The organism is Schumannella soli (assembly GCF_006517435.1).
In the GTDB taxonomy this organism is placed as follows: Bacteria; Actinomycetota; Actinomycetes; order Actinomycetales; family Microbacteriaceae; genus Schumannella; species Schumannella soli.
Window position 1 is genome coordinate 30,799 of sequence record NZ_VHQG01000005.1, and the last position, 25,277, is coordinate 56,075.

A 25,277-nucleotide genomic window follows, 5' to 3' on the forward strand; every position below is an offset into this window, starting at 1 on the left:
GCCGTGCGCCCTCACGACTCGATGACCGCGACGATCTCGTCTCCGGCTCGCTCACGACGCCTCAGCCGCCTTCTGGCGGGCGTCCTCGCCATCGGCCTCGCCGGCTCGCTCCTCGGGCTCAGCGCCGCCCCGAGCGCCGAGGCTGCGCCGACAGGTGCCCGCTACGGCGCCCCGGACGACATCGCCGCCGACTACTACGGCGCGCTTCTGCGCCACACGCGCTGGACCGAGACCGTCTGGGATTCGACGGCGGGCGTCTATCAGCTCAAGGACTTCAACTTCGCCGTCGTGCTCGGCAACGCGGTGCTGCTCACGCACGGCGACTACGACGCGACCGTGACCGGCGTACCGAAGGAGACACTGCGCAGCAAGACGCTGGCGACGATCAAGCACTACGCCGCCGTGAACCGCTTCGTCGACGCCAAGGGCACCTGGGGCAAGCAGCTCTTCTGGGACTCGACCTTCCAGTCGTATTTCCTCGATGCCGGGCGCCTGCTCTGGGACCAGCTCGACGCGACCACACAGCAGAACCTCCGCACCATCGCGGTCGGTCAGTCGCGGTACACCGCTGACCTCGAGTACGGCGACGACCCGCGCTCCGGCAGCTGGACGACCGACTGGCCGACGGGCAAGTACCTCGGCGACACGGCACAGGAGGAGACCGGCGTCTACACGCAGGCGCTGGCGCCCGGACTCGCCTGGGCGCCCGACGACGCGGATGCCGGCCGATGGGCCGAGCAGCTCGCGACCTACGGCCGCAACGCCGCCGGCCAGCCCACCGCCGACCGCAACAACCCCGCGATCGTGGCCGGGGCGCCCATCTCGAGCAACACGATGCACACCATCCACGACACCTACCTGGTCGAGAACCACGGGTCGTTCGGCCCGCACTACCAGTCCGACATCTGGCGCTCCGGCGGTCGCAACGCGATCCAGTTCCTGCTCAACGACCAGCCGCTGCCCGAGATCCTCACCCGCCAGCCGAACTCGGCCGAGCTGTGGGAGTCGATCAAGATGATGATGTCGAACCAGGGCGAGCCCTTCATGCCGATGGTTCCCGACCGCGAGTACCTCTACGGGCGCGACGTGCTGCCGCTGGCGTTCCTTGGTCAGGTGCAGCGCGACCCCGACGCCGTGCGCGCCGAAGCCAACCTCGCCGCCGCGCTCGAGGACTACCAGGCCTACGCGCCGGTCGACCGGCTGGCGAAGTTCTCGGGCGAGCCCAAGTACGAGCCCGAGGCGCGCGCCGAGATCGCCATCTCCTATCTGCTGCACGTGCACGCGGCGCAGTCGAAGGAGGGTGTCGTCGTGCCGACGCCCCAGGCCGACTTCTTCGCCCGGCTGACCGGGGTGCGCGATTTCGGCTCCGTCCCCGGGCTCACCGTCCAGCAGACCGCGGGTGCCTGGGCCGCGGCATCCAGCCATGCCGGCTTCGTCAAGTTCCCCTGGGTTCCCGGTCATGACTCCTGGCTGTTCGACGTCTCGGGAGCGACTCCGTTCCTCTCCCCGTCGACCTCGGCCGCGGTCGCAGCCCGGTCGACGCAGGTCTACACAGCGCCCCGCGACGGATTCGAGGGCACCGCATCGGTGTACGGATTCGCCGACCATCGGGCCGGCCAGGTGACGCTGCCGACCGGCTCCGCCATCTACGCCACCAGCGGCGGGGGAACCGACGATGCCAGCCTGACCGTGCGCAACCTGAAGATGGGCGGCTACTCCGGCCTCGATGGAACGCGCGACTACACGACGGCGGAGGGCGCCTCGACCGCGTCGCTGCCGGTCAAGCGACCCGCCGATGCGCTCGACGCGAAGGCGGCTCGGGTCGACGACCTCGACATCGCGCCGGTCTCGGCTCGTTACGTCCGGATGCTCGGACAGCAGGGCAACCCCACCTACGGCTACTCGATGTACTCGTTCCACGTCTATGGCGACGATCCGGCGTCGAACGTCGACCTCGCCGCCGGCGCGGCTGCCCGTGCCTCGAGCGAAGACGCCGCCAACCGTCGCACCGCCTCGACCGTGACGGACAAGGACGCCAACAGCCGCTGGGCGGTCTCGACCGCGGACCGGACCCGCTCCGACTCATGGATCCAGGTCGACCTCGGTTCATCGCAGCGGATCGGTGCGGTGCGCCTCGCCTGGGAGGCGAGTGCCGGATCGCGCTATCTCATCCAGACGTCTGACGACGCACAGTCCTGGACGACCCGCACCGCCTACGGCAAGTCGGCCGCCGACGCCAACGTGGCGCGGCTCGACACGGTCGACCTGACCCCGCCCGGTTTCGCCGCCCCGGCGCCGGTGACGACCCGATATGTGCGGATGCAGGGCGTCACCGGTGACAGCAGCTACGGCTATTCGCTCTACCACCTTCGCGCCTTCACCCCACAGGGCGTGGATGTCGCGGCCAAGCGCACGGCGACCGCGTCGAGCGCCGACCCCACCAAGCCCGCATCGGCAGTGACCGACGGCAGCCCGAGCACGCGCTGGGCGGTCGCGAGCTCGGAGCGTTCGCGTTCCGACTCGTGGGTGCAGGTCGATCTCGGCGCGCAGCTGGACATCGCTCAGGTGCAGCTCGGCTGGGAGTCGGCGGCGGGACGGGAGTACCGCATCCAGACCTCGCTCGACGGGGTGACGTGGCAGGATGCCGCCGACTTCCGCTACACCGGCGACCAGGTGCTGAGCAGCGCCGGCGGCTGGATCGACGTCGACGGCAAGGCCGGCTTCGTCGTGCGAGGATCGGACGCTCCGATCACCGTCTCGACTGAGAATCCGGAGCAGAACGTGCTGCGCCTCGCTGACCGCGCCGGCGGCCCGACCGCCCCCTTGCTGGTCGAGATGATCCCGGGCGACGCGGCCGCGACCCGCGCCAGAGCGGCCGCCGCGGCGCCGACGAGCGATACGGCCGGTGTGATCGCGAGCGCGCTCGACGGCTACCTCTCGGTGTTCAACCTCACGGGGTCGGACGCGCGGGCGGTCATCACGGTTCCGCACGGCGCCGGCGCGATCCCGTTGTTCGCCGGCACCCAGACGGTCGGGGCGGCCAGCAGCGCCGTCGAGGTCTCGGTTCCGGCCGGATCTGCCGTCGTGCTCTCGCCGCGGGCGACGATCGAGACGACCGCCGCGCGGGCTCGGGCGCTCGCCGCCGGTGCGAATGCGGTGACCGCATCGGTCTCGGACGCGCGCAGCGTGCGAGTGCAGTCCGCCGCGCCCGTCGAGGTCGTCGTGACGAACCTCGAGACCGGCTCGAGCCGTGCGGTGTCGCTGACCAGCGAACCGCAGGACCTCGCCTTCGAGAACGCGACGGCGTTCCCGGTTCCCGACCTCGCCCTCAGCACCCTCACCTTCCCGGCTTCGGTGCTTCCGGTGGGGATGACCTCGCCGGCGCTGGCGGTCGACGGTGATGCCTCGACGGCGTGGCGCCCCGGCCCCGACGGTCGCATGGTGACCGATCTGGGCGCGATGCGTCAGTTCGGCGCGGTCGTCACGGACTGGGGCGGCGATGAGGCTCCGGCGGCGACGATCTCGGTCAGCGACGACGGACTCACCTTCCGCGATATCGGCACGGTGCCGGCCGGTCGACGATCGGGCACGGTCGACGGTCTCGCGACCGCGCGCTACGTCGCGCTGTCGACGTCGTGGAGCGAGGGTGACGCCGACCTGACCGCACTGCGGGTGCTCATCCCGCAGGCGCCGGCATGGACGTCGACGGCGCTGCCCTCGGCGAAGGTCGGCGACGCCTTCGTCGGCCAGCTGGGCGCGGTCGGCACGCCGTCGCCCACCTTCCGACTCGTGGCGGGCGCGCTGCCAGACGGCCTGCGACTCGACGAGAGCACCGGTCGGATCAGCGGGACGCCGACCGCCGCGGGCGACTTCGTTGTGACGATCGGCGCGCAGAACGGGGTGGGCGACGAGACGCAGCGCGACGTCGCGATCACGGTGGCCGCCGCGGACGTCGATCCCGGCCAGCCGGGCGGCGGCCAGCCGGGTCAGGGTGCCGGATCGGGCGGCACCGGCGATTCGGGAGGATCTGGCGGCGTCGGCGACGACTCGGGCGGCGGCTCCCTCGCGAACTCGGGTGTGAATGCGGCGCTGCCGGGTCTGATCGGTCTCGCTCTCGTGATCGTCGGCATCGGGCTGGCGTCGTGGCGACGAGCCCGGGTGCGGCGCGGGTGATCGGCCGGGCGGGAGGGGGTGCCCTTCCCGCCCGGGCCCGGCGCGTGCGACGCTCGTCGCATCCCCCGACGAAGGAGTCGCGATGCCGCACTACCTGATCTCGTTCCCCGGCTCGGCGATGCAGATCGGCGAGGAGGATTTCCCGATCGTGGTCGAGGAGTCGCATGCCGCGGTCGCCGCGGCGCAGGAGGCGGGTGTGCTCGTCTTCGCGGGTGGGCTGGATGAGGCGTCGCTGCTCGTGCGCGTCGCCGCCGACGGCAGCGAGCAGTCGGGTGCCTACCCGCAGACGGGCTCCCTCGCCGGCGGATTCACCGTGATCGACGTGCCGACTCGCGAGGATGCGGTCGCCTGGGCCGCGCGCATCGCCGCGGCCTGTCGCTGCGACCAGGAACTGCGCGTCTTCGCCGACGGCTCCGCGACCTGACCCGCGTTCGCGGTCGAACTCAGCTGAGCGGGTCGAGGATGTCGAAGGCGGTCATGCCGCCGAGCACGTGCACCTCCCACATCCGCACGACTCGACGGGCGTCGCCGGTCTCGAGCGCTTCGGTCAGCGCATCCACCAGCATCGTGTGGTTCTCGACGAGCATCTCGCCGCGCCCCCAGGTCTCGATATCGCTGGCGAGCAGGGCGAGCCGGATCTGGTCGGTCAGGTCGTCGTAGCGGGCGGCCAGCCGAGGGAGGCGTGCGAGTCCGACGACGGCGCGGTGGAAGGCGGCGTCGGCGGCGGCGGCCGCGGCGGGATCGCCGGTCGCCGCAGTGAGCTGCGCGACGTGCTCGGCGAGCGAGTCGATCGAGTAGCGGTGCTGCACGATCGTGCGCACGGCGAGGGTCTCGTCGGCGAGTCGCAGGCTCGCGAGCTCGGGGATGTCCTCCGCGGCGAGCAGTGAGATGCGGTACGAGCGGTTGGCCGACTTCTCGACGAGTCCCGACTGCTCGAGTCGGCGCAGGGCCTCGCGCACGGGGGAGCGGCTGATGCCCATCTGCTCGGCGAGCACCGAGTCCTTGAGCGGCTCACCGGGTCGCAGCTTGCCGGCCACGATCAGGGCGCGGATCTGGCCGTGAGCCCGATCGACGAGGGATGTCGTGGTGATCGACTCGAAGATGCCGGTGGCGTCGTCGGTGACCGCGTCGTTCATGGCGTCAGCATACGCCGAAACTCGTTGATCGTAGATTGTCGACAGAATGCGATCGACACTGCTACTGTCCGACTGCCGCCGACGATGACGGCCCGCCGCCCCCGGCGGAAGAATCTTCCGAGAGCAAAGGAGCTCCCGTGACTGAAACGATGCCTCCCGGCACCGCGAACCCCGGCGGTCCCGGCGGCGATCCCGCTTCCGTGGTCGTCAAGCCCACCCGACGTCAGTCGGTCCGCTCCGCGATCGCGGTCGGCTTCGGCTCGGCGATCGAGTGGTACGACTACGGCCTCTACGCCTTCGTGGCGGGCCTCATCATCGCCCCGCTGTTCTTCTCCGGCGCGACCGGCGCCGTCGGACTGCTCGCCTCGTTCGGCACCTTCGCGGTCGGCTTCGTCGCCCGCCCCATCGGCGGGCTCGTGCTCGGCGCGCTCTCCGACCGCTGGGGCCGTCGCCCGGTGCTCATGCTGTCGATCCTCATGATCGGCATCGCGACCACCCTCATCGGCTGCCTGCCGCCCTACGCCTCGATCGGCGTCGCGGCGCCGATCATGCTGGTGATCCTGCGGCTCATTCAGGGCTTCGGCGCCGGAGCCGAGCTCGCCGGCGCGATCACCATGGTCAACGAGAGCGCCCAGCTCAAGCGCAAGGGCTTCTTCTCCTCGCTCGCGATGGCCGGCGCCGGCGCCGGCGGTCTGCTCGCGCTGATCATCTTCACGACCTCGAGCACGGTGCTCGGGCCGGAGGAGTTCAGTAGCTGGGGCTGGCGCATCCCGTTCCTGTTCAGCGCCGTGCTGACGATCATCGGCGTCGTGATGCGGCGCAAGCTGCACGAGTCGCCCGAGTTCGAGGCCGTCGAGCGCGAGCGCAAGGCCGGCCTCGTGCGCGAGGCACGACGCAACCCCTTCGTCGCCTTCGCCCGCGCGTTCAAGGCCAGCCCGCGCAACTGGATCGCCGGCTTCCTCATCCCCTCGGGGCTCAACGTGACCGGCTACATCGTCACCGCCTTCGGCATCAGCTACCTCGTCGGAACCGTGGGCCTGCCCCAGAACCAGGCGCTATTCGTGAGCTTGTCGTGCTCGCTCGTGATGCTGATCTTCGTCGCCGTCTTCGGCGCGGTGAGCGACCGGATCGGGTCGAAGAGGGTCATCTACATCAGCGTGATCGGAGCGGTCGTCTGGGTCGTGCCGTACTACCTGATCCTCAACACCGGCAATCTCGCCTTCATCATCGTGGCGAGCGGCGTGATGCTCGCTCTCGGATGGGCGGCGGGATCGGCGGCGCACACCGTGCTCATGCCCGCGTTCTTCAAGGCCGAGTTCCGATCCGCCGGTCTCTTCTCCTCGCGAGAGCTGCAGGGCGCCCTCATCGCCGGGCCCGCGCCGCTCATCGCCACCGCGATCGTCGTCGCGACCGGCGGGGCGCCGTGGGGCGCGGCGGGGCTCATCATCGTGGCCCAGCTGCTCACCCTCGTCGGCGTGCTCATCGCCAAGCCCTGGGTCAGTGCGGCCGAGAAGGCCGAGACGCCCGCGCTCGCGGGAATCACCCCGCGCGAGGACTGAACGCCGCCTCGATCCCGACCCGACCCGGCGCCGGTCGGCCGATCCGGCCGGCGCCGATCCATCTCGAACACCCACGCCTGAGGAGGGCAGACCTGTGAACAAGGTCGTCATGACGAACACGATGGTGCCGATCACCGCCGAGGACCTGAAGGCCTTCGACGGGCTCGACGTCGACTTCCAGATCATCGAGGGCACGACCGAGCAGGCGCTGCTCGAGGGCACGCGCGATGCGGATGCGGTGATCATCCTCGCCGAGCAGTTCACCGAGACGGTGATCGACAACCTGCAGAGCTGCCGCTCGCTCACCCGCTTCGGCATCGGCTACGACACGATCGACGTGCCCGCGGCGACCGCGCGCGGAATCTGGGTCACGAACGTGCCCGACGCGAACTACCGCGAGGTCGCGGTGCACGCGATCGCGCTGGCACTGTCGGTGACCCGGCGGCTGCCAGCGCTGGATGCGGGCATCCGCTCCGAGGGCTGGGCGTCGTCGTTCTTCCCCGGCGTGCGCCGCCCCGACGACCAGGTGTTCGGGCTGCTCGGCCTCGGCCGCATCGGGCGCCGCGTCGCGACCATGGCGCAGGCGATCGGCTACACCGTCGTCGCCTTCGACCCGGTCGTCGCGGCCGCCGACGCCGCCGAACTCGGCGTCGAGCTGCTGACGAAGGATGAGGTGATCGCGCGCGCCGACATCCTCTCGATCCATGTGCCGCTGATGGAGTCGACGCGGAACATCATCGACGCCGACGCGCTCGCGCACATGAAGAAGGGCAGCGTGCTCGTCAACGTCTCGCGCGGCGGCCTCATCGACGAGTCCGCCCTCGCCGACGCGCTGCGCAGCGGCCACCTCTTCGGCGCCGGCATCGACGCCTTCGGCAACGAGCCGCTCGAAGCCGACAGCCCGCTGCGCGACCTCGACAACATCATCCTGTCGCCGCACGCCGCGCACTGGAGCGAGGAGTCGTGGAACGAGACCCGCCGCAAGGTGCTCGAAGAGGCCGCCCGGGTGCTGCGCGGCGAGCAGCCGCGCAACCCGGTCAACGACATCCGGCGCGAGACCGCGGCGTAGACGGGAGCGGTCATGCCGAAGTACCCGCCGCTGCGGCGGCGCATCCCGCAGCCCTCCGACATCAAGCCCTTCCTGCGCATGAAGTCGCGTCGCGGCCTCACCCGCGCCGAACGCCGCGTCGCCGATGCGCACACGATCGACGACCTGCGGCGCATCGCGAAGCGGCGCACCCCAGCCGGTCCCTTCCACTACGTCGACGGCGGCGCCGAGGGCGAGATCAGCATGCGCCGGGCGCGGGAGGCGTTCGACGACCTCGAGTTCAACCCGACGATCCTGCGCGACGTCAGCGAGGTCGACACCACGACGACCGTGCTCGGCAAGCCGAGCGCGCTGCCGTTCGGCTTCGGCCCGACCGGCGGCACGCGGATGATGTACGCGGCCGGCGAGCCGGCGGTCGCCCGGGCGGCGGCGCGCGCGGGCATCCCCTACGGCCTCTCGACCGTCGGCACGACGTCGATCGCCGACTTCGCGGCGGCGGCGCCCGGCGCGCGGCACTGGTTCCAGATGTACCTGCTCAGCGACCGCGACCGCTCGCTGCGGATGCTCGCTGACGCGGCCGCGCACGGCTTCGACACGCTCGTCGTCACCGTCGACTCGGCCGTCGTCGGCAACCGACTGCGGGACGCGCGCTACGGCATGTCGTACCCGCCGCAACTGACGCCGAAGACCTTCCTCGACGCCTCGTACCGGGTCGAGTGGTGGACGAACCTGCTGACGACCGAGCCCTACCGCTTCACCTACGAGGAACCGGATCTGCCGCGATCGCAGCTCACCGCGGTGAAGGGCTTCACCGACAGCTCGGTCACCTTCAACGACCTGGCCTGGATCCGCGAGGCGTGGACCGGTCCGGTCGTGCTGAAGGGCATCCAGACCCTCGACGACGCCGTGCGCGCCGCCGACGCCGGGGTGGAGGGCATCGTGCTCTCGAATCACGGCGGACGCCAGCTCGACCGCGCGATCCCGCCGCTGCACCTGCTGCCCGCGGTCGCGGCGCGCGTCGGCGACTCCACCGAGGTCATGCTCGACACCGGCGTGCGCACCGGAGCGGATGTCGTCGCCGCGATCGCCCTCGGCGCGCGCTTCGTGCTGCTCGGCCGCGCCTACCTCTACGCGCTCATGGCCGGCGGCGAGGCGGGTGTCGACCGGGCGGTGCAGATCCTTCGTGCCGAGGTGCGCACCACCATGGCGCTGCTCGGCGTCACCTCGATCGACGAGCTCTCGCCCGAGCACGTCACCTTGATCTCGCGCTACTCGCGCATCACCTCGGCCCCCGAACCGGAGACCGCGATCGCGGCGCCCCCGCGCGCCCGGAAGGCAGGAACACGATGACCGCAGCCGCCCATCCGATGACCACCCGCTGGGATGCCGGCGAGCCGGCCCTGCTCGCGACGGCGATGGTGCCGAGCACCCTCGTCGCCGAGTCGATCCAGCGCGGCGGGGTCGACGGGGTGCTCTTCGACATGCAGCACGGGCACATCGACGTGCAGTCGCTCGTCGGCCTCTGCCAGACGGTGGGGAACCTCGGCGGCACGCCCTTCGTGCGGGTGCCGTCGGCGGATCCGTGGATGATCATGAAGGCTCTCGACGCCGGCGCCTTCGGGATCGTGTGCCCGCTCGTGAACACCCGCGAGGAGGCGGAGTCGCTCGTCGGCGCCTGCTTCTACCCGCCGCTCGGCGGTCGCAGCAACGGCCCGACGAGACCGTGGGCGTACGGCCCGACCGACGACTTCCACACGACGGCCAACGACACCGTGCTGCCCTTCGTGATGATCGAGACCGAGCAGGGCATGGCGAACCTCGACGACATCTTCTCGGTGCCGCGTCTCGCCGGCGTCGTGATCGGGCCGAGCGATCTCGCCGGAACGCACGGCTACGGCTTCCAGTTCGACAGTCACGACGAGCGGGTGCTCGAGAACTACCGCCGCGTGCTCGATGCCGCCCGCCGGCACGGTCTGCGCGCGGGCATCTTCACCGCCGACCCGGCCTACTCGCGCGAGATGGTCGCGCTCGGCTTCGACTTCGTGCTGCAGGGCGGAGACCTCGGCACGATCGGCGCAGCCACGGCGGCCGGGTCCGCCGCGTTCCGCAGCGGCGACGCCGGGGGAGGTGCGCCAGCATCCGGACCCTACGTGCGCTGAACGCCGAACGGAGGCCGGGACCGATCGTCGCGGTCCTGGCCTTCGCCGGCATGGGCGCCTCGTTCATGCAGACGATCGTGCTGCCCATCCAGCCGCGCCTGCCCGAGCTGCTCGGCACCAGCCGCGACGACGCCGCCTGGGTGATCACGGCGACCCTCGTCGCGGCGGCCGTGTGCACGCCGATCGCCGGGCGGCTCGGCGACCTCTACGACAAGCGCCGCATCGCGATGGCGCTGCTGCTCATCCAGGCCGCGGGCGCGCTGCTGGCGCTGTTCTCGGTATCGCTCGCGCCGATGATCGTCGCCCGGGCGCTGCAGGGCGCGGCCGTCGGAGTCATCCCGCTCGGCATCTCGATCCTGCGCGACGTGCTGCCGCCGCAGCGCCTCGGCGGCGGCATCGCCCTCGTGAGCGCGACGCTCGGCGTCGGCGGCGCGCTCGGGCTGCCGCTCAGCGCGGTGATCGCCGAGAACGCCGACTGGCACGCGGTGTTCGGCGTCGCCGCCGGACTCGCGCTGCTGTGCTTCGTCCTGTTCGCCCTCGTCGTGCCGGTCAGCACGCTGCGGGCCGAGGGGCGCGTGGATGCCGTCGGCATCATCGGTCTGGCGATCGGGCTGGTGGCGGTGCTCATCGCGGTATCGCGCAGCGGGGAGTGGGGCTGGGGCGACCCGCGCATCCTCGCCCTCGGTCTCGGCGGCCTGCTGGTGCTGCTGCTCTGGGGTGTGTTCGAGCTGCGGGTGCGCGATCCGCTCGTCGATCTGAGAGTGAGCGCGCGCCCCGCCGTGCTGCTCACGAACCTGGCCTCGGTGGCCATGGGCTTCGCGCTGTTCGCGTCGAACGTCGCGTTCCCCCAGCTGCTCGAGCTGCCGCCATCGACCGGATTCGGGCTCGGGCTGCCGCTGCTGACCGCCTCGCTGGCGCTCGCCCCCGCGGGCCTGACGATGATGGCCATGTCGCCGCTCGCCGACCGGCTCGAACGCGCGCACGGGCCGAAGCCGCTGCTCGCGTGGGGCGCCGCGGTGATCGCGCTCTCGTACCTCGCCGCGCTCTGGCTGCACGACGAGCTGTGGCAGATCGTGGCGATCAACGTGCTCATCGGCGTGGGCATCGGGCTGGGCTACGCGGCCATGCCGGCTCTCATCATGCGGGCCGTGCCGCCGAGCGAGACCGGCGCGGCCAACGGGCTCAACGCGCTCATGCGCTCGCTCGGCACGAGCACCGCGTCGGCGGTGACCGGCGCCGTGCTCGCCGGTTCGGCGACGGCGGCCGGACCCAGCGAGCAGGGGTTCCTGACCTCGCTCGTGCTCGGGCTCATCGCCGCGGTGGCGTGCCTCGGCGTGTCGCTCGCGATCCCGTCGGCGCGGCCGGCGGGGCGCACCGCGCTCGACGGCGGGGAGTTCGGGCCGGCGTGACCGGCGCCGTGCTCAGCGAACATCCATACCGCTCAGCGACCACCCACGCCGCGGCGGGAGGATCGGGGCATGACGCTCTTCGACGTGGAACCCCGCACCCTCCCGATCGCCGGCGACGGCCCCTCTGCCACCGCCGAGCGCTTCCCGGTGCGCCGGGTCTACTGCGTGGGGCAGAACTACGCCGACCACGCGCGCGAGATGGGCTCCGACCCCGAGCGTCAGGCCCCCTTCTTCTTCAGCAAGCCCGCGGATGCCGTCTACGCCGCGGCCGAGGGCATCCCCGCCGCCGAGGGGTTCGACGGCGTCGAGGCGGGCACGACGCCGTACCCGCCGCGCACCGACGACTTCCACTACGAGGTCGAGCTAGTCGTCGCGATCGGCGCGGCCGCGGATGCCGTCACGCCCGAGTCGGCGCTCGACGCCGTGTGGGGCTACACGGTCGGCGTGGATCTGACCCGCCGCGACGTGCAGGCTCAGGCCAAGAAGAGCGGGCGGCCCTGGGATCTCGCGAAGGGCTTCGACGCCTCCGGTCCGGTCGGCGAGATCGTGTCGCTCGAGCGCATCGGGCAGCACCCGGTCAGTGGACGCATCCACCTCGACGTCGACGGCGCGACCCGCCAGGACGGCGACCTCGACCAGCTCATCTGGAGCGTGCCCGAGCTGATCTCCCGCCTCTCGCACGAGGTCGTGCTGCGCCCCGGCGATCTGATCTTCACGGGCACGCCGGCCGGCGTCGGCCCGCTGGAGCGCGGTCAGCGCGTGCGGGCCGAGGTCGCCAGCGTCGGCGCGGTCGAGTTCCGCGTGGTCTGAGCCGCCTCACTCACCAGGGGACGACGCCCGCATCCTCGAAGAAGCCGCCGCGGGGGCCGTCGTCGGGCAGCGTCGCCAGGCGGACGGCGGTCGCGGCGCCCTGCTCGGGCGTGCGGTCGCCGGCGAAGCCGTTGAAGTCGGTCGCGACGAGTCCGGGGCAGGCGGCGTTGACGATGATCGCGGTCTGCTCGAAGGCCCGTGCGTACTGCACGGTGAGCGAGTTGAGGAATGTCTTCGTCGGCGAGTAGAGCGCCATGATCGGGCCCGGGCGGCGCTCGAGCGAGCCCATGCTGCTCGAGGCGTTGACGATGCGCGGATGCGGCGCTCGCCGCAGCAGCGGCAGCAGCGCGTTGGTCACGCGGATCACGCCGTAGACGTTGACGTCGACGACCCCGCGCAGCTGATCGAGGTCGATCGCGGTCGGGTCCTGCTGCCAGGTCGTCGGATCGAACGGACCCGAGACGCCCGCGTTGTTGACGAGCACGTCGAGGCGGCCGAAGCGATGCTCGATCTCGGCGGCCGCGGCGGCGACGCTCGCGTCGTCGGTCACGTCGAGGCGCACGCCCTCCGCATCCAGGCCGCTCTCGCGCAGGCGGACGACCGCCGCGGACCGGGCCGCGGCGTCGCGGGCGCCGACGATCACGCGCAGACCCTGCCGGCCGAGGCCCTCGGCGATCGCGAAGCCGATGCCCTTGTTGGCGCCGGTGACGAGAGCGACACGGGCGTCGGCGGCGGGCGCGGCGGGCGAGGCCTCGGGCGAGTCGGCGGCGGGCGAGCTGGATGCGGGTGCTGCGGGGGACGGGTTCGTGCTGTCGGTCATGCGCTCATGCTCCGCCCGACCGACGCCGCGCGTCCAAGACCGATCGAGTGCACGCCGATACTCCACGGGTATCGACCCGGCGCAGGGCCCGCTCCCGGGGCTAGCCTCGCCCCGTGCACGATCTGGAGACCCGCGAGCTGCGCTACTTCGTCGCCGTGGCCGAGGAGCTGAATGTCACGCGCGCCGCCGAGCGTCTCGGCATCGCGCAGCCGCCCCTGTCGCGGGCGATCCGCCAGCTCGAGCAGCGGCTCGAGGTGCAGCTGATCGACCGGGTTCCGAGCGGCATCCGCCTCACGTCCGCGGGCGAGGTGCTGCTGCGCGAGGCTCGCGCGGCGCTGCAGGCCGTCGGCGCCGCGGCGCTGCGCACCCGTCGCGCCGGCGTCGAGGCCGAGACCGGCGATCGCGTGCTGACCCTCGCGACCAAGGCGGGGTCATCGCACGAGCTGCTGCAGGCGATCCTCGACGCGAACGAGGCCGCCGGGCAGACCCGCATCGAGGTGCTGCTCTGCGAGATCGGCGAGCAGGCGACACTGCTGCGCGAGGGCGCGGCGGATGTCGCGATCATGCACCGCCCCTTCGACGACCTGGCCGGCTTCGAGACGGCCGACCTGCTGACCGAGCCGCAGGTCGCGATCGTGCCGAGCTCGCATCCGCTCGCCGCCCGCAGCGAGGTCACGCGCGAGGAGGTCGCGAACGTTCCCGGACTGCCGATCGCCCGCTGGCCGCGGCTCGACGGCAGCTACCCCGAGGGGGACGGGCCCGAGGTGCGCTCGCAGACGCAGCTCGCCCAGCTCGTCGCGCTCGGACGCACGCTGCTCGTGATCCCGCGCTCGAGTCGAGCGTGGCAGTGGCCCGAGCACACGGCCGTTCCGGTGGTGGATGCGCCGCACTCGACGACCCTGCTGGCGTGGCCCCACGGCCACGGCTCGGCCGACGTCGACCGGCTGGTCGCGACGGCCGAGCGGGTCGCCGGGCTCGCGGTCGCGCTCGGGTGAGCGGAGGCCGGGCCCGCCCGCCCGCCGGCGAACGCGCCGCGCGACACGGTGTCGGCCGTGCGTGCCGGCAACGTCGCATCACGCGGCGGCCGCTTCGAGGAGCCGACGCTGTGCCGCCGCGACCGTCCGCGCGGCAGTCCCCCTACACGTCGCTCGTGACGAGGTCGTCGCCGACGCGCTGCGCGCTCGACGCACCCGGCTCGGTCGAGCCCGCGACCACGGGCGCCGCGATCGGGTACGCCCGCCATGACCCCGACGCGGGGCGTGCCCCGGCGAGGTGCTCGGCGATGCGGACGACCTGGTGGCTGTAGCCGAACTCGTTGTCGTACCAGACGTAGACGACGACGTGGCGTCCGTCGGCGACCGTGGCGAGGCCGTCGACGATGCCGGTCTGGCGGGCGCCGAGGAAGTCGGTCGACACCGCATCCGGGCTCTCGACGTAGCCGACCTGGCGGCGCAGCGGCGAGCGCACCGAGGTGACGCGGATGAGGTCGTTGACCTCGGCCGCCGTCACCGCGCGCGACAGCTCGAGGTTGAGGATCGCGATCGACACGTCGGGGGTGGGCACGCGGATGGCGTTGCCGGTCAGCTTGCCCTCGAACTTCGGCAGCGCCTTCGCCACCGCACGAGCGGCGCCGGTCTCGGTGATGACCATGTTGAGCCCGGCGGCGCGGCCGCGGCGGTCGGCCTTGTGGAAGTTGTCGATGAGGTTCTGGTCGTTGGTGAAGGAGTGGATCGTCTCGATGTGTCCGCGCTCGACGCCGAGGGCGTCATCCAGCACCTTGAGCACCGGCGTGACCGCGTTGGTGGTGCACGAGGCGGCCGACACGATCTGCGCATCCCCGATGCTGTCGCTGTTGACGCCGTGCACGATGTTCGGCAGGTCGCCCTTGCCCGGTGCGGTCAGCAGAACGCGGGCGATGCCGGGGCGCTCGAGGTGCTGGCGCAGGCCCGCCTCGTCGCGCCAGCGGCCCGTGTTGTCGATGAGGATCGCATCCGAGATTCCGTGGGCGCTGTAGTCGACCTCGCGCGGGTCGTCGGCGTAGATGACCTGGATGAGCGTGCCGTTCGCGAGGATCGTCTCCGCGTCGTGGTCGACCGAGATCGTGCCCTCGAAGGGGCCGTGGATGCTGTCGCGGCGCAGCAGGCTGGCGCGCTTGACGAGGTCGTCGTCCGAGCCGCGGCGCACGACGATCGCGCGCAGGCGGGGCCCGCCGCCGCTGCCGGCGTGGTTGATGAGGATGCGGGCCACGAGACGCCCGATGCGTCCGAAGCCGTAGAGCACGACATCCCGCCCGGCGGTCTGCGCGACGATCTCGTCGGCGCTCGGGGCGGGCAGCTCGCGCGCGAGGAACTCGGCGAGCGTCAGCTCGGGCTCGGCCGTGCGCGCCTCGCGGTGGTCGGCGAGCAGGGCGGCGAGGTCGACCGAGAGCCCGCGGGTTCCGGCGTCGAGCAGCGCCTCGGCCAGCTCGACGGTCTTGTCGAGCGGGATCTGGAACGCGTCGGCGTGCCGCCCGAAGCGGTGCGCCTTGACGACGTCGATCGCCGAGAGATTGATCAGCCGGCGCCCGTAGAGCGAGGTGACGACGCCGCGCTCGCGGTGCAGTCGGCCGAGCAGGGGGATGAGGCGCTCGGCCTGCGACTGGGTGTCGGCCCAGGAGAGGAGGGCCTCGTGACGGGCGGAGGGAGTGGATCGCTGCATGACGGTGGGTACGCCTTCGGGGTCGGTGGGATCGTGTCCCGGCCCCGCGGTGGCGACGCGGCCGTGTACGTCTATTCTGCCGCGCGCATCCGCTCGAGCCAACCCGACGGCGCTCGATCGCCGAGGGGCGAGCGGCCGGACAGGGGAGCGCGCATCCCCTCGCCTGGATGTTCACCCGACGTTATTCGTAATCACTCAAAACACCCGACTAGGGTCGACGGCATGGACGACCTCGCAGTGCGCACCGAGCCGGCGGCCGACGCCGACGCGGCCGCGCTGCGATCGGCCGGGCTCAAGGTCACCCGCGGCCGGCTGGCCGCTCTGCGCCTGCTTCAGCGGATGCCGCACAGCGACGCCGAGACTATCCACCGCCACGCGGTGACCGACGAGCCCACCCTCTCGGTGCAGTCGATGCACAACGTGCTGACCGACCTCACCAGGGCCGGACTGCTGCGTCGCATCGAACCGGAGCGCTCCGCCGCTCTGTACGAGCGCCGCGTGGGCGACAACCACCACCACGTGGTCTGTCGCGCGTGCGGCAAGGTCGCCGACGTCGACTGCGTCGTCGGGCACGCCCCGTGCCTGGCGCCCAGCGACGCCGGAGGCTTCGCCATCGACACCGCCGAGGTCGTCTTCTGGGGGCTGTGCGCCGACTGCCGGTGACGGGGCGTGCCGGTGACTCCGCACCGGTTCGCGCCGCGATCGACGACGGGATGCGCATCCCCACCGCCCCTGCCGGGTTCGGCCGGCAGGAGCTCGCTCCGAATGAAACGAGAGACACACGTGACCGACGCGAAGACCACGACCAACTCCGGCGCCCCCGTCGCCAGCGACCAGCACTCCCAGTCCGTCGGGCCGGACGGCGCGATCGCGCTGACCGACCACTACCTGGTCGAGAAGCTCGCCCAGTTCAACCGCGAGCGCGTGCCCGAGCGCGTCGTGCACGCCAAGGGCGGCGGCGCCTTCGGCTCGCTGGTCGTGACGCACGACGTCTCGCAGTACACGCACGCGGCGCTGTTCCAGCCGGATGTCGAGACCGAGCTGCTCATCCGCTTCTCCACCGTCGCCGGCGAGCAGGGCAGCCCCGACACGTGGCGCGACCCGCGCGGCTTCGCGGTGAAGTTCTACACGAGCGAGGGCAACTACGACCTCGTCGGCAACAACACGCCCGTCTTCTTCATCAAGGACGGCATCAAGTTCCCCGACTTCATCCGCTCGCAGAAGCGCCTGCCCGGCAGCCACCTGCGCGACAACGACATGCAGTGGGACTTCTGGACGCTGCAGCCCGAGAGCGCGCACCAGGTCACCTGGCTGATGGGCGACCGCGGACTGCCGAAGAGCTGGCGCCACATGGACGGCTTCGGCTCGCACACCTACCAGTGGATCAACGCCGCCGGCGAGCGCTTCTGGGTCAAGTACCACTTCCGCACGAAGCAGGGCAACGAGTTCCTGCCGCAGGACGAGGCCGACCGTCTCGCCGGCTCGGACGCCGACCTGCACATCCGCGACCTCTACGACGCGATCGAGAACGGCGACTTCCCGCAGTGGGATCTCAGCGTGCAGGTCATGCCCTACGACGAGGCCGCCGGCTACCGCTTCAACCCCTTCGACCTCACGAAGGTGTGGCCCAAGAGCGACTACCCGCTCATCCCGGTCGGCACGGTCACGCTGAACCGCAACCCCGAGAACTACTTCGCCGAGATCGAGCAGGCCGCCTTCGCGCCGTCGAACTTCGTTCCCGGCATCGCGGCCAGCCCCGACAAGATGCTGCAGGCCCGCATCTTCAGCTACGCGGATGCGCACCGCTACCGCGTCGGCACCAACCACGCGCAGCTGCCGGTCAACGCCCCGAAGAACGAGGCGCACAGCTACTCGAAGGACGGCGCCTCGCGCTTCGGCTTCGAGCACCCGAGTGTGCCGGTGTACGCGCCGAACTCCTTCGGCGGACCGCACGCCGACCCGGCCGCCCACGGCGACGACCGCGGCTGGCAGAACGACGGCGAGCTCGTGCGCTCGGCCGCGACCCTGCACGCCGAGGACGATGACTTCGGCCAGGCCCGCACCCTCGTCAACGAGGTGCTGGATGACGCGGCCCGCGAGCGCCTCGTCGGCAACATCGCCGGGCACGTCGGCAAGACGACGATCCCCGACATCCGCGAGCGCGCCCTGCAGTACTGGGACAACGTGGATGCCGAGCTCGGCCGCCGCGTGCGCGAGTCGGTCGCCCCGATCGAGAACCCGCGCGAGACCCTCGTGCCGGCTCCGGTGCCGACCCCGGCGGGTCCCGCCCAGGGCTGACGCTCCCGGCTCCTTCTCGTGAGTTGCCCGCTTCCGCGGCTTGTCGTGCGTGACATTCCGCGGAAGTGGGCAACTCGCGTCCTCCGCCGAGTTGCCCACTTCGGCCGGGTTCTCGTCTCGGAAGCCGGCAGAACTAGGCAACTCATGCTCTCCGAGGCGTGAGGGAGCCGGATGCGCGGCTCGACCTCCCCGGAGGCTCGGGCCGCGCATCCATGTTCGTGAGGGGTCGCAAAGGCCCCTCGCGGACCCCGATTCGAGCCTTCGACGGGGCCTTTGCGACCCCTCACGGATCTACCCGGAACTCGGGGCACTCGGGGGAGTTCGGCTCAAGCGCCGAGCGGACGCGGGGTGCGCGGGGGAGCGGCGGCGAGCACGTGGTCGGCGAGGCCGTAGTCGCGGGCGGCGCTCGCCGTGAAGACGCGGTCGTGGTCGGTGTCGGCGCGCAGCGTCTCGACGGTCTGGCCCGTGTGGTCGGCCAGGATCTGCTCCATCTCCCCGCGCTGGCGCACCACCTCATCCGCCGCCAGGATCAGGTCGGGGATCGCCCCGCGGCCCTGCGCCGCCGGCTGGTGCAGCACGACCCGCGCGTGCGGCAGCACCGCCCGCTTTCCCGCCGCGCCCGCCGCGAGCAGCGCTGCGCCCACCCCGACCGCCTGGCCCACGCAGGTCGTCGCGACATCCGGCTGGATGAAGCGCATCGTGTCGTAGATCGCGAGCATCGCGCTCGGGTCGCCGCCTTCGCAGTTGATGTAGAGCTGGATGTCGGTGTCGGGGCTGTCGGAAGCGAGGTGCAGCAGCTGCGCGATGAGCGCGTTCGCGACGCCCGCGTCGATGCCGGTGCCGAGGTAGATGATGCGCTCGGTGAGCAGGTGCGAGTAGACATCCATGATGCGGTCGCCGCGGGAATCCCGGGCGATGACGTTGGGGATCGTGTAGGTGCTCATCGGGTGACCTCCGCGCGGAACCCGGTCACCGCGGCGCGGTCGCGCTCGCCCGGACGGAACTCGTCGAAGCGCGTCACGATCCGGTCGATGAAACCGTAGTCGAGCGCCTCCTGCGCCGTGTACCAGTGGTCGTGCAGCGAGTCGTCGAACACGCGCTCGCGCGGCTGGCCGGTGTCGTCGCTGATGAGTCCGAGCACGGTGTCGCGGGTGTGGCGCAGGTCGTGGGCCTGCAGCTCGACGTCGACCGCGGCGCCGCCGATGCCCGACGAGCCCTGGTGCAGCAGCACGCGGGCGTGCGGCAGGGCGCGTCGCTTGCCCTTCGTGCCGGCCGAGAGCAGGAACTGCCCCGCGCTGTAGGCGATGCCGAGCACGAGCGTCGACACGTCGTTCGGGATGGCGCGCATGACATCGCGGATCGCCAGCATCGACGGCACCGAGCCGCCGGGCGAGTGGATCCAGAGGTCGATGTCACGCGTCTCGCTCTCGGTCGCGAGGGCGATCAGCTGGGTCGCGAGCAGCGTGCCGTTGTCGTCGTCGAGCACGCCGTCGAGCACGAGCACGCGCCGCTCGTAGAGTTCGCGCCGCACGGCCTGGTCGAACACGGGGATCTTGTTCTCGGTCATGGCTCCACCGTGCGCTCGAGCGGGTGCCGCTGTCGCCGGAATCTGCCGTGCGCAGATCTGCTGACAGCAGAGCCCTCCGCAGCCGACATTTGTCAGCACAAAGTCGCTAGCGTGGATGCGCGGCGCCCGCTCACGATGCGGCGTCGCGATCACATCCAGTCGAGGAGGACCCCGATGAGCGACGCGCTCGCACCCCGCACCCTGAACGACGGCCACAGCATCCCGGCGATCGGATTCGGCAGCTACCCGCACCACGGCGAGGACAGCGACGAGATGGTCACGAACGCGCTCGACCTGGGCTACCGCCTGATCGACACCGCGCTGCGCTACGAGAACGAGGTCGAGGTCGGCGCGGCCGTGCGCCGCAGCTCCGTTCCGCGCGACGAGATCGTCGTCACCTCGAAGCTCGCCGGGCGGCACCACGGTCGCGACGGGGCGCGTCAGGGCGTCGCCGACTCGCTGAAGAACCTCGGGCTCGAGACGATCGACCTGTTCCTCATCCACTGGCCGCTGCCGAAGCAGGGCAAGTTCGTCGACACCTGGAAGACGCTCGTCGAGCTGCGCGACGAGGGCAAGCTGCGCTCGATCGGCGTCTCGAACTTCACGCCGCAGCACCTCGAGCAGATCATCGACGCGACCGGCGTCGTGCCCGCAGTCAACCAGGTCGAGCTGCATCCCGCGTTCACGCAGACAGAGCTGCGCAAGGTGCACGACGAGCTCGGCATCGTGACCGAGGCGTGGAGTCCGCTCGGCCGCGGCACGGGCCTGCTCGACGAGCCCGTCATCCGCGACGCCGCCGAGAAGTACGGGGTGACGACCGGGCAGATCGCGCTGCGCTGGCACGTGCAGCAGGGCATCGTGCCGATCCCGATGTCATCGAACCCCGCGCGCCGCGCCGCGAACCTCGAGCTCGCCGGCTTCGCGCTGACGGATGACGAGGTCGCCGCGATCTCGGCCCTCGACCGCGGCCGCATCTGGGGCCAGGACCCGGACGAGCACGAGGAGTTCTGACCCTCGCCGCCCCGACGCGGCCCGGCGCCTGACGCGGATACTGGCGAGCGGCGCACCCGGAGCCCTGGGCGGGCTCGGGTGGGCCGCTCGCCAGTATCGCGTGGCGTCTCGCCAGTATCGGGGCCGGTCAGGCATCGGCGGGTGAGGACGCGGCCGTCGACGGTCGTCCTCGGGATGCCGCGACGCGGACACTGGCGAGCGGGACCGCCGCGCGCCCCGGGCTGCTCGTGCCGACGCCTCGCCAGTATCGCGTGGCGTCTCGCCAGTATCCGCGCGTCGCCGGGGGCGCCCGGGCTAGAGCAGCGGGGGCTCGGGCTCCTCGTCGCGGTCCATGACCACGAGGTTCGGCATCGTCGTCGTGATGAGCGAGCCGTCGGTGCGCTGCATCCCCTCGAGGTCGCTCGTCGACGGCTCGCCCGTGAGCAGCGCGCCGTGGTGCTCGAGCGACACCGTGACCGGGGCGTCGGCGCGCACCGACACGGCGGTGCCGCGCACGAACACGTCGGCACCGCGGCCGGTCTCGACGGTGAACGTGACCGACTCCCGCGCCACGCGCACCCGCAGGCGCGAGCCGCGCAGCGTCAGCGGGAACTCGATCGCATCCCACTCGGCCGGCAGGCGCGGGTCGAACGAGATCCGCCCCGCGTGGTCGCGCATCCCCGCGAAGCCGTAGACGAGCGCCGTCCACACCCCGCCGGTCGAGGCGACGTGGATGCCGTCGCTCGTGTTGCGGTGCAGGTCGGCCAGGTCGACGAACGCGGCCGAGTAGAAGTACCGCAGCGCGAGGGCGTTGTAGCCGACCTCGGCGGCGACGGCCGACTGCACGACCGCCGACAGCGTCGAGTCGCCGGTCGTGAGCGCGTCGTAGTACTCGAAGTCGCGGCGCTTCTCGTCGGCCGTGAACTCGTGACCCTGCAGCAGCAGGGCGAGCACGACATCCGCCTGTTTCAGCACCTGGTGGCGGTAGATCACCAGCGGGTGGAAGTGCAGCAGCAGCGGCCGCTGCGAGTCGGGGGTGTTGTCGAGATCCCAGACCTCCTTCTCGAGGAAGGCCTGGTCTTGCGGGTGGATGCGCATGCCGGCGTCGTAGGGGATGTGCATCGCGTCGGCGGCGGCATCCCAGTCGAGCACCTCGTGCTCGCCCAGCCCGAGCCGCGCGACCATGCGCGCGTAGGCGTCGACGTCGGTCGCCTTGAGACGGGCGACGGCGGCGACGGCGTCGCGCAGGTTCGCCCGCGCCATGACGTTCGTGTACAGGTTGTCGTTGACGACGGTCGTGTACTCGTCGGGCCCGGTGACGCCGTGGATGTGGAACGCGGTGTCGCCGTTGCTGCGCCAGAAGCCGAGGTCGGCCCAGAGGCGGGCGGTCTCGACGAGGATGTCGACGGCGCCCGCGGCGAGGAAGTCCTCATCTCCGGTGGCCGACACGTACTGCTGCAGCGCATGCGCGATGTCGGCATCGATGTGGTACTGCGCCGTGCCGGCCGCGTAGTACGCGCTCGACTCGAGTCCGTTGATGGTGCGCCACGGGAACAGCGCGCCCTTCTGGTTCATCTCGGCGGCGCGGTCGCGGGCGGCCGGCAGCATCCCCTCGCGGAAGCGCAGCGCGTTGCGCGCCGCGATCGGGCGCGTGTAGCTGAGGAAGGGGAGCACGTAGACCTCGGTGTCCCAGAAGTAGTGCCCGCCGTAGCCGGACCCGCTGACGCCCTTCGCGGCGATGCCGCCGCCGTCGGTGCGGGCGCTGGCCTGGATGAGCTGGAACAGGTTCCAGCGCGTGGCCTGCTGGATGTCGGCGGCGCCCTCGACGACGACGTCGGAGTTCTGCCAGAAGTCGGCCAGCCAGCCCTGCTGTGCGGCGTAGTGCTGCTCGAGGCTGAGCTCGTTCGCGCGGTCGAGGGTGCGGTCGCAGCGGTCGGCGAGCTCGCGCACGGGCACGCCGCGCGAGGAGTGGTAGCTGATGCGCTTCTCGAGCTTGATCGGCACGTTCGCCTGCGCCCGCACGCGGAAGACCTGCTTGGCGATGTCGTCGTTGACGCTCGAGGTGTGATCCCACTCGTTCTCGGTGACGAGCACGTGGTCCATGGCGGCGGCGATCGTCATGCCCGAGTTGGTGGTGCGGTAGCCGAGCAGCGAGCGGTGCTCCTGTTCGCGCGCGAGGCGCGGCTGCAGCACGCGCTCGGTGAACGCCTCGCCCTTGCGCGGGTCGAAGGCAGTCGCCGCGGCGGCGCCGTTGTGGAACTCGTCGACGCCGTCCTGTCGGTTCAGCAGCTGGCTCGAGAGCAGCACGGCGGCATCCGCATCCAGCAGCGTGACCTCGTACTCGACGATCGCGAGGTGGCGCTCGGTGAACGACACCATGCGGCTCGAGCGGATGCGCACGCGCTTGCCGGTGGGCGTGCGCCAGATGAGCTCGCGGGTCAGACGGCCGTCGCGGAAGTCGAGGCGGCGGCTGTAGCGGTCGAGGTCGGCCTCGGTGAGGATGAACGGCTCGTCGTCGACGTAGAGCCGCACGACCTTCGCGTCGGGCACGTTGACGATCGTCTGTCCGACGCGCGCGAAGCCGAAGGCCTCTTCGGCGTGACGGATCGGCCAGGTCTCGTGGAAGCCGTTGATGAAGTTGCCGTGCGTGTCGGCGTCGCGGCCCTCGTCGAGGTTGCCGCGCAGGCCGAGGTAGCCGTTGCCGACCGCGAACAGGGTCTCGGTGCGGCCCTGGATGCGCGGGTCGAAGCTGGTCTCGACGAGCGCCCAGTCGTCGAGGGGGAAGCGCCCGCGGTCGAGCGGGTCGTGGGGCTCGGTGAGCTGCATCAGCGGTGGTCTCCGGTGCGGTGGTGGTGGATGCCGGCGGTGCTGCGGCTGGGCCAGGTCAGAACGTAGTTCATCGAAGTTCTTCGGCGGACTCGGCGGCGGACGATCCGGCGGCGGACGATCCGGCGGGGACCGCGGCGACGTCGGCCGCGAGCTCGCCGAGGTCGGGCACGACGAGGTCGGCGCCGTGCTCGATCAGGGCCTCGGCTCCGACGCCGCGGTCGACGCCGAGCACGAGCCCGAAGTCGCCGGCGCGGCCGGCCTGAACGCCCGACTCGGCGTCTTCGACGACGACGCAGTCGGCGGCGGTGAGTCCGAGGCGCTCGGCGCCGGCGAGGTAGGTGTCGGGGGCCGGCTTGCCGGGCAGGCCGTCGCGCGCGGCGACGGCGCCGTCGACGACGATCTCGAAGCGGTCGGCGATGCCGGCGGCGGCGAGCACCGCGGGGGCGTTGCGCGAACTGGAGACGACCGCGACCTGGTAGCCCGAGTTCTGCGCCGCATCCAGGAAGGCGATCGAGCCCGGGTAGGCGGCCACGCCGTGCTCGGTCAGCTCGGCCGTGAAGAGCGCGTTCTTGCGGTTGCCGAGACCGCCGACGGTCTCGAGTTCGGGAGCGTCATCGACCGTGCCCTCGGGCAGCTCGATGCCGCGCGACGCGAGCAGGTCGCGCACGCCGTCGAAGCGCGGCTTGCCGTCGATGTGCCGGAAGTAGTCGGCCTCCGTGTACGGCGCGACGCCGCGTGCCTCGAGCTCGGCCGTGAAGAGCCGCGACCAGGCGCGGCGGTGCACCTCGGCCGTCGGCGTGAGCACGCCGTCCAGGTCGAAGAGGAAGGCACGCACGGTACTGAGTCGCGAGCGGAACATGAGACCCCTTTGTGGTGGATTCGCGTCCGCTCGTCGCGCGTCCGCACTCCGAGCGTAGAACCGTCAGGGGGTCGGATGCACGTCCCCTGTGCGGTGAACACTCGGACGGGGCACGCGGCGCATCATGTGGTCATGGCACACAACGCAAGCGGCAACCAGTCCGGCGACTCGGCACAGACCTGGGACTCGGTCGATTCCGGCCAGTCGGATGACATCGAGAACGCCCTCACCGGCCAGGGCACGAGCGACCGGGAGATGGTCGCCGAGTCCCAGCGCACCGAAGCAGACGAGCGCGAGGACGACACCCCCGAGATCAGCTGAGGGCTGTCCTCGCCCGCACATACGACAGCGCGCATCCTCGCTCCGCGGCATTGCTCCGAGGCGAGGATGCGCGCTTGCGCTGCGGGGCGAGGTCAGCTCGCGGTGGTGTCCACGCCGGCGTCCGTCTCGGCGTCGCCGTCCTGCGCAGCGCGCACGTCGAGCGCCCAGATCACGCCGAAGCGGTCGCGCAGCTGACCCGCGAGCGGCGACCAGGCCGAGGCGCCCAGCGGCTGGCGGATCTCCGCTCCGTCGACCAGCCCATCCCAGATCGCGGTGATCTCGTCGGCGTCGTCGCCGCTGAGGTAGACGTAGAACGCGTTCTCGCCCTGGTCGTAAGCCTGGTGCGGCCACACGTCGAAGGCCATGACGCGCACGCCGCTCGGGGTCTCGACCTGACCCCAGACGATGCGGTCGGCCCACGCCGGATCCTGCGAGGCGCCCATCTGGCCGTAGGTCATCATGACCGGCGCGACGCCGAGGGCGGTGCCGTAGAACTCGAGGGCCGCGCGGGCGTCGCCGTTGAAGTTGAGGTGCGGGGTGGTCGTGATCGACATGTCGTCTCCTGAGCTGAGGGGATGAAGTCGGGCGCGTCGGCTGGCGAC

The 25,277-nt window shown here is 71.5% G+C and carries 21 protein-coding genes; 13 read left to right on the forward strand and 8 right to left on the reverse strand.

Going from position 1 to position 25,277, the window contains the following annotated elements:
• Window positions 1-3: 3 nt before the first annotated feature.
• Together FJ657_RS15245 and FJ657_RS15250 are read left to right on the forward strand one after the other, a co-directional pair.
• Window positions 4-4,173, forward strand: a complete 4,170-nt coding sequence (locus tag FJ657_RS15245) for a discoidin domain-containing protein (protein ID WP_141164585.1) — start codon at window positions 4-6, stop codon at window positions 4,171-4,173.
• Window positions 4,174-4,255: 82 nt separating this feature from the next.
• Window positions 4,256-4,597, forward strand: a complete 342-nt coding sequence (locus FJ657_RS15250; protein WP_141164586.1) for a YciI family protein — start codon at window positions 4,256-4,258, stop codon at window positions 4,595-4,597.
• 19 nt (window positions 4,598-4,616) lie between these two features.
• Here FJ657_RS15250 and FJ657_RS15255 read toward each other — a convergent pair whose 3' ends face one another.
• Window positions 4,617-5,309: a GntR family transcriptional regulator gene (locus tag FJ657_RS15255; protein ID WP_141164587.1), complete on the reverse strand. Its 693-nt coding sequence runs from the start codon at window positions 5,307-5,309 to the stop codon at window positions 4,617-4,619.
• Between the two features lie 149 nt (window positions 5,310-5,458).
• On the opposite strand from FJ657_RS15255, the gene FJ657_RS15260 reads away from it, so the two are divergent.
• From FJ657_RS15260 to FJ657_RS15285, 6 genes are all read left to right on the forward strand, one after another.
• Window positions 5,459-6,868 carry an MFS transporter gene (locus tag FJ657_RS15260; RefSeq protein WP_439653949.1) on the forward strand — a complete coding sequence of 470 codons (1,410 nt, stop codon included), beginning with the start codon at window positions 5,459-5,461 and terminating at the stop codon, window positions 6,866-6,868.
• 94 nt (window positions 6,869-6,962) lie between these two features.
• On the forward strand, window positions 6,963-7,937 hold the full coding sequence (locus FJ657_RS15265; RefSeq protein WP_141164589.1) for a C-terminal binding protein: 975 nt from the start codon (window positions 6,963-6,965) through the stop codon (window positions 7,935-7,937).
• A 12-nt stretch (window positions 7,938-7,949) separates the two neighbouring features.
• On the forward strand, window positions 7,950-9,266 hold the full coding sequence (locus FJ657_RS15270; RefSeq protein ID WP_141164590.1) for an alpha-hydroxy acid oxidase: 1,317 nt from the start codon (window positions 7,950-7,952) through the stop codon (window positions 9,264-9,266).
• Window positions 9,263-10,075, forward strand: a complete 813-nt coding sequence (locus FJ657_RS15275; RefSeq protein ID WP_141164591.1) for an HpcH/HpaI aldolase family protein — start codon at window positions 9,263-9,265, stop codon at window positions 10,073-10,075. Before FJ657_RS15270 ends, FJ657_RS15275 begins: the two co-directional genes overlap by 4 nt.
• The gene (locus FJ657_RS15280) at window positions 10,072-11,484 is read left to right on the forward strand and encodes an MFS transporter (protein WP_255447421.1); all 1,413 of its coding nucleotides are present in this window, start codon (window positions 10,072-10,074) and stop codon (window positions 11,482-11,484) included. The genes FJ657_RS15275 and FJ657_RS15280 overlap by 4 nt, the downstream gene beginning before the upstream one ends.
• A 69-nt stretch (window positions 11,485-11,553) precedes the next feature.
• Window positions 11,554-12,294, forward strand: a complete 741-nt coding sequence (locus tag FJ657_RS15285) for a fumarylacetoacetate hydrolase family protein (protein ID WP_141164593.1) — start codon at window positions 11,554-11,556, stop codon at window positions 12,292-12,294.
• A 10-nt stretch (window positions 12,295-12,304) separates the two neighbouring features.
• Here the strand turns inward: FJ657_RS15285 and FJ657_RS15290 are convergent, their stop codons facing one another.
• Complete coding sequence (locus tag FJ657_RS15290) at window positions 12,305-13,114, reverse strand: SDR family oxidoreductase (protein WP_141164594.1); 810 nt, start codon at window positions 13,112-13,114, stop codon at window positions 12,305-12,307.
• Between the two features lie 113 nt (window positions 13,115-13,227).
• Here FJ657_RS15290 and FJ657_RS15295 point away from each other — a divergent pair, with 113 nt between their 5' ends.
• Complete coding sequence (locus FJ657_RS15295; RefSeq protein ID WP_141164595.1) at window positions 13,228-14,109, forward strand: LysR family transcriptional regulator; 882 nt, start codon at window positions 13,228-13,230, stop codon at window positions 14,107-14,109.
• A 142-nt stretch (window positions 14,110-14,251) separates the two neighbouring features.
• Here the strand turns inward: FJ657_RS15295 and FJ657_RS15300 are convergent, their stop codons facing one another.
• Window positions 14,252-15,811, reverse strand: a complete 1,560-nt coding sequence (locus FJ657_RS15300) for a glyceraldehyde-3-phosphate dehydrogenase (protein WP_141164596.1) — start codon at window positions 15,809-15,811, stop codon at window positions 14,252-14,254.
• A gap of 222 nt (window positions 15,812-16,033) precedes the next feature.
• Here FJ657_RS15300 and FJ657_RS15305 point away from each other — a divergent pair, with 222 nt between their 5' ends.
• Window positions 16,034-16,474, forward strand: a complete 441-nt coding sequence (locus FJ657_RS15305) for a Fur family transcriptional regulator (RefSeq protein WP_141164597.1) — start codon at window positions 16,034-16,036, stop codon at window positions 16,472-16,474.
• Window positions 16,475-16,576: 102 nt separating this feature from the next.
• The gene (locus FJ657_RS15310) at window positions 16,577-18,109 is read left to right on the forward strand and encodes a catalase (protein ID WP_181409005.1); all 1,533 of its coding nucleotides are present in this window, start codon (window positions 16,577-16,579) and stop codon (window positions 18,107-18,109) included.
• Window positions 18,110-18,435: 326 nt separating this feature from the next.
• Here FJ657_RS15310 and FJ657_RS15315 read toward each other — a convergent pair whose 3' ends face one another.
• Window positions 18,436-19,053 (reverse strand): ClpP family protease, encoded by a 618-nt coding sequence (locus tag FJ657_RS15315; RefSeq protein WP_141164599.1) that lies wholly within the window; start codon window positions 19,051-19,053, stop codon window positions 18,436-18,438.
• A complete protein-coding gene (locus FJ657_RS15320; RefSeq protein ID WP_141164600.1) occupies window positions 19,050-19,676 on the reverse strand; it encodes a ClpP family protease in 627 nt (208 codons plus the stop codon). The genes FJ657_RS15315 and FJ657_RS15320 overlap by 4 nt, the downstream gene beginning before the upstream one ends.
• A 174-nt stretch (window positions 19,677-19,850) precedes the next feature.
• Between FJ657_RS15320 and FJ657_RS15325 the strand changes: the two genes are divergently transcribed.
• Entirely contained in the window at window positions 19,851-20,687 is an 837-nt protein-coding gene (locus tag FJ657_RS15325) for an aldo/keto reductase (RefSeq protein WP_141164601.1), read from the forward strand.
• A gap of 294 nt (window positions 20,688-20,981) precedes the next feature.
• Here FJ657_RS15325 and FJ657_RS15330 read toward each other — a convergent pair whose 3' ends face one another.
• Window positions 20,982-23,492, reverse strand: coding sequence for a glycoside hydrolase family 65 protein (locus tag FJ657_RS15330; RefSeq protein ID WP_141164602.1), 2,511 nt, complete (start codon window positions 23,490-23,492; stop codon window positions 20,982-20,984).
• A 70-nt stretch (window positions 23,493-23,562) separates the two neighbouring features.
• Window positions 23,563-24,354, reverse strand: coding sequence for an HAD family hydrolase (locus FJ657_RS15335; protein WP_141164603.1), 792 nt, complete (start codon window positions 24,352-24,354; stop codon window positions 23,563-23,565).
• 132 nt (window positions 24,355-24,486) lie between these two features.
• Here FJ657_RS15335 and FJ657_RS15340 point away from each other — a divergent pair, with 132 nt between their 5' ends.
• Window positions 24,487-24,675: a hypothetical protein gene (locus FJ657_RS15340; protein ID WP_141164604.1), complete on the forward strand. Its 189-nt coding sequence runs from the start codon at window positions 24,487-24,489 to the stop codon at window positions 24,673-24,675.
• Window positions 24,676-24,767: 92 nt separating this feature from the next.
• Here the strand turns inward: FJ657_RS15340 and FJ657_RS15345 are convergent, their stop codons facing one another.
• A complete protein-coding gene (locus FJ657_RS15345; protein WP_141164605.1) occupies window positions 24,768-25,229 on the reverse strand; it encodes a VOC family protein in 462 nt (153 codons plus the stop codon).
• Between the last annotated feature and the right edge of the window lie 48 nt (window positions 25,230-25,277).

What these genes read in the sequence shown, in the direction of transcription:
- FJ657_RS15250 (WP_141164586.1), top strand. Translation starts at nt 4,256, where the DNA reads ATGCCGCACTACCTGATCTCGTTCCCCGGCTCGGCGATGCAGATCGGC.
- FJ657_RS15255 (WP_141164587.1), bottom strand. Translation starts at nt 5,309, where the DNA reads ATGAACGACGCGGTCACCGACGACGCCACCGGCATCTTCGAGTCGATC.
- FJ657_RS15260 (WP_439653949.1), top strand. Translation starts at nt 5,459, where the DNA reads ATGCCTCCCGGCACCGCGAACCCCGGCGGTCCCGGCGGCGATCCCGCT.
- FJ657_RS15270 (WP_141164590.1), top strand. Translation starts at nt 7,950, where the DNA reads ATGCCGAAGTACCCGCCGCTGCGGCGGCGCATCCCGCAGCCCTCCGAC.
- FJ657_RS15275 (WP_141164591.1), top strand. Translation starts at nt 9,263, where the DNA reads ATGACCGCAGCCGCCCATCCGATGACCACCCGCTGGGATGCCGGCGAG.
- FJ657_RS15285 (WP_141164593.1), top strand. Translation starts at nt 11,554, where the DNA reads ATGACGCTCTTCGACGTGGAACCCCGCACCCTCCCGATCGCCGGCGAC.
- FJ657_RS15290 (WP_141164594.1), bottom strand. Translation starts at nt 13,114, where the DNA reads ATGACCGACAGCACGAACCCGTCCCCCGCAGCACCCGCATCCAGCTCG.
- FJ657_RS15300 (WP_141164596.1), bottom strand. Translation starts at nt 15,811, where the DNA reads ATGCAGCGATCCACTCCCTCCGCCCGTCACGAGGCCCTCCTCTCCTGG.
- FJ657_RS15305 (WP_141164597.1), top strand. Translation starts at nt 16,034, where the DNA reads ATGGACGACCTCGCAGTGCGCACCGAGCCGGCGGCCGACGCCGACGCG.
- FJ657_RS15310 (WP_181409005.1), top strand. Translation starts at nt 16,577, where the DNA reads ATGAAACGAGAGACACACGTGACCGACGCGAAGACCACGACCAACTCC.
- FJ657_RS15315 (WP_141164599.1), bottom strand. Translation starts at nt 19,053, where the DNA reads ATGAGCACCTACACGATCCCCAACGTCATCGCCCGGGATTCCCGCGGC.
- FJ657_RS15320 (WP_141164600.1), bottom strand. Translation starts at nt 19,676, where the DNA reads ATGACCGAGAACAAGATCCCCGTGTTCGACCAGGCCGTGCGGCGCGAA.
- FJ657_RS15325 (WP_141164601.1), top strand. Translation starts at nt 19,851, where the DNA reads ATGAGCGACGCGCTCGCACCCCGCACCCTGAACGACGGCCACAGCATC.
- FJ657_RS15330 (WP_141164602.1), bottom strand. Translation starts at nt 23,492, where the DNA reads ATGCAGCTCACCGAGCCCCACGACCCGCTCGACCGCGGGCGCTTCCCC.
- FJ657_RS15335 (WP_141164603.1), bottom strand. Translation starts at nt 24,354, where the DNA reads ATGTTCCGCTCGCGACTCAGTACCGTGCGTGCCTTCCTCTTCGACCTG.
- FJ657_RS15340 (WP_141164604.1), top strand. Translation starts at nt 24,487, where the DNA reads ATGGCACACAACGCAAGCGGCAACCAGTCCGGCGACTCGGCACAGACC.
- FJ657_RS15345 (WP_141164605.1), bottom strand. Translation starts at nt 25,229, where the DNA reads ATGTCGATCACGACCACCCCGCACCTCAACTTCAACGGCGACGCCCGC.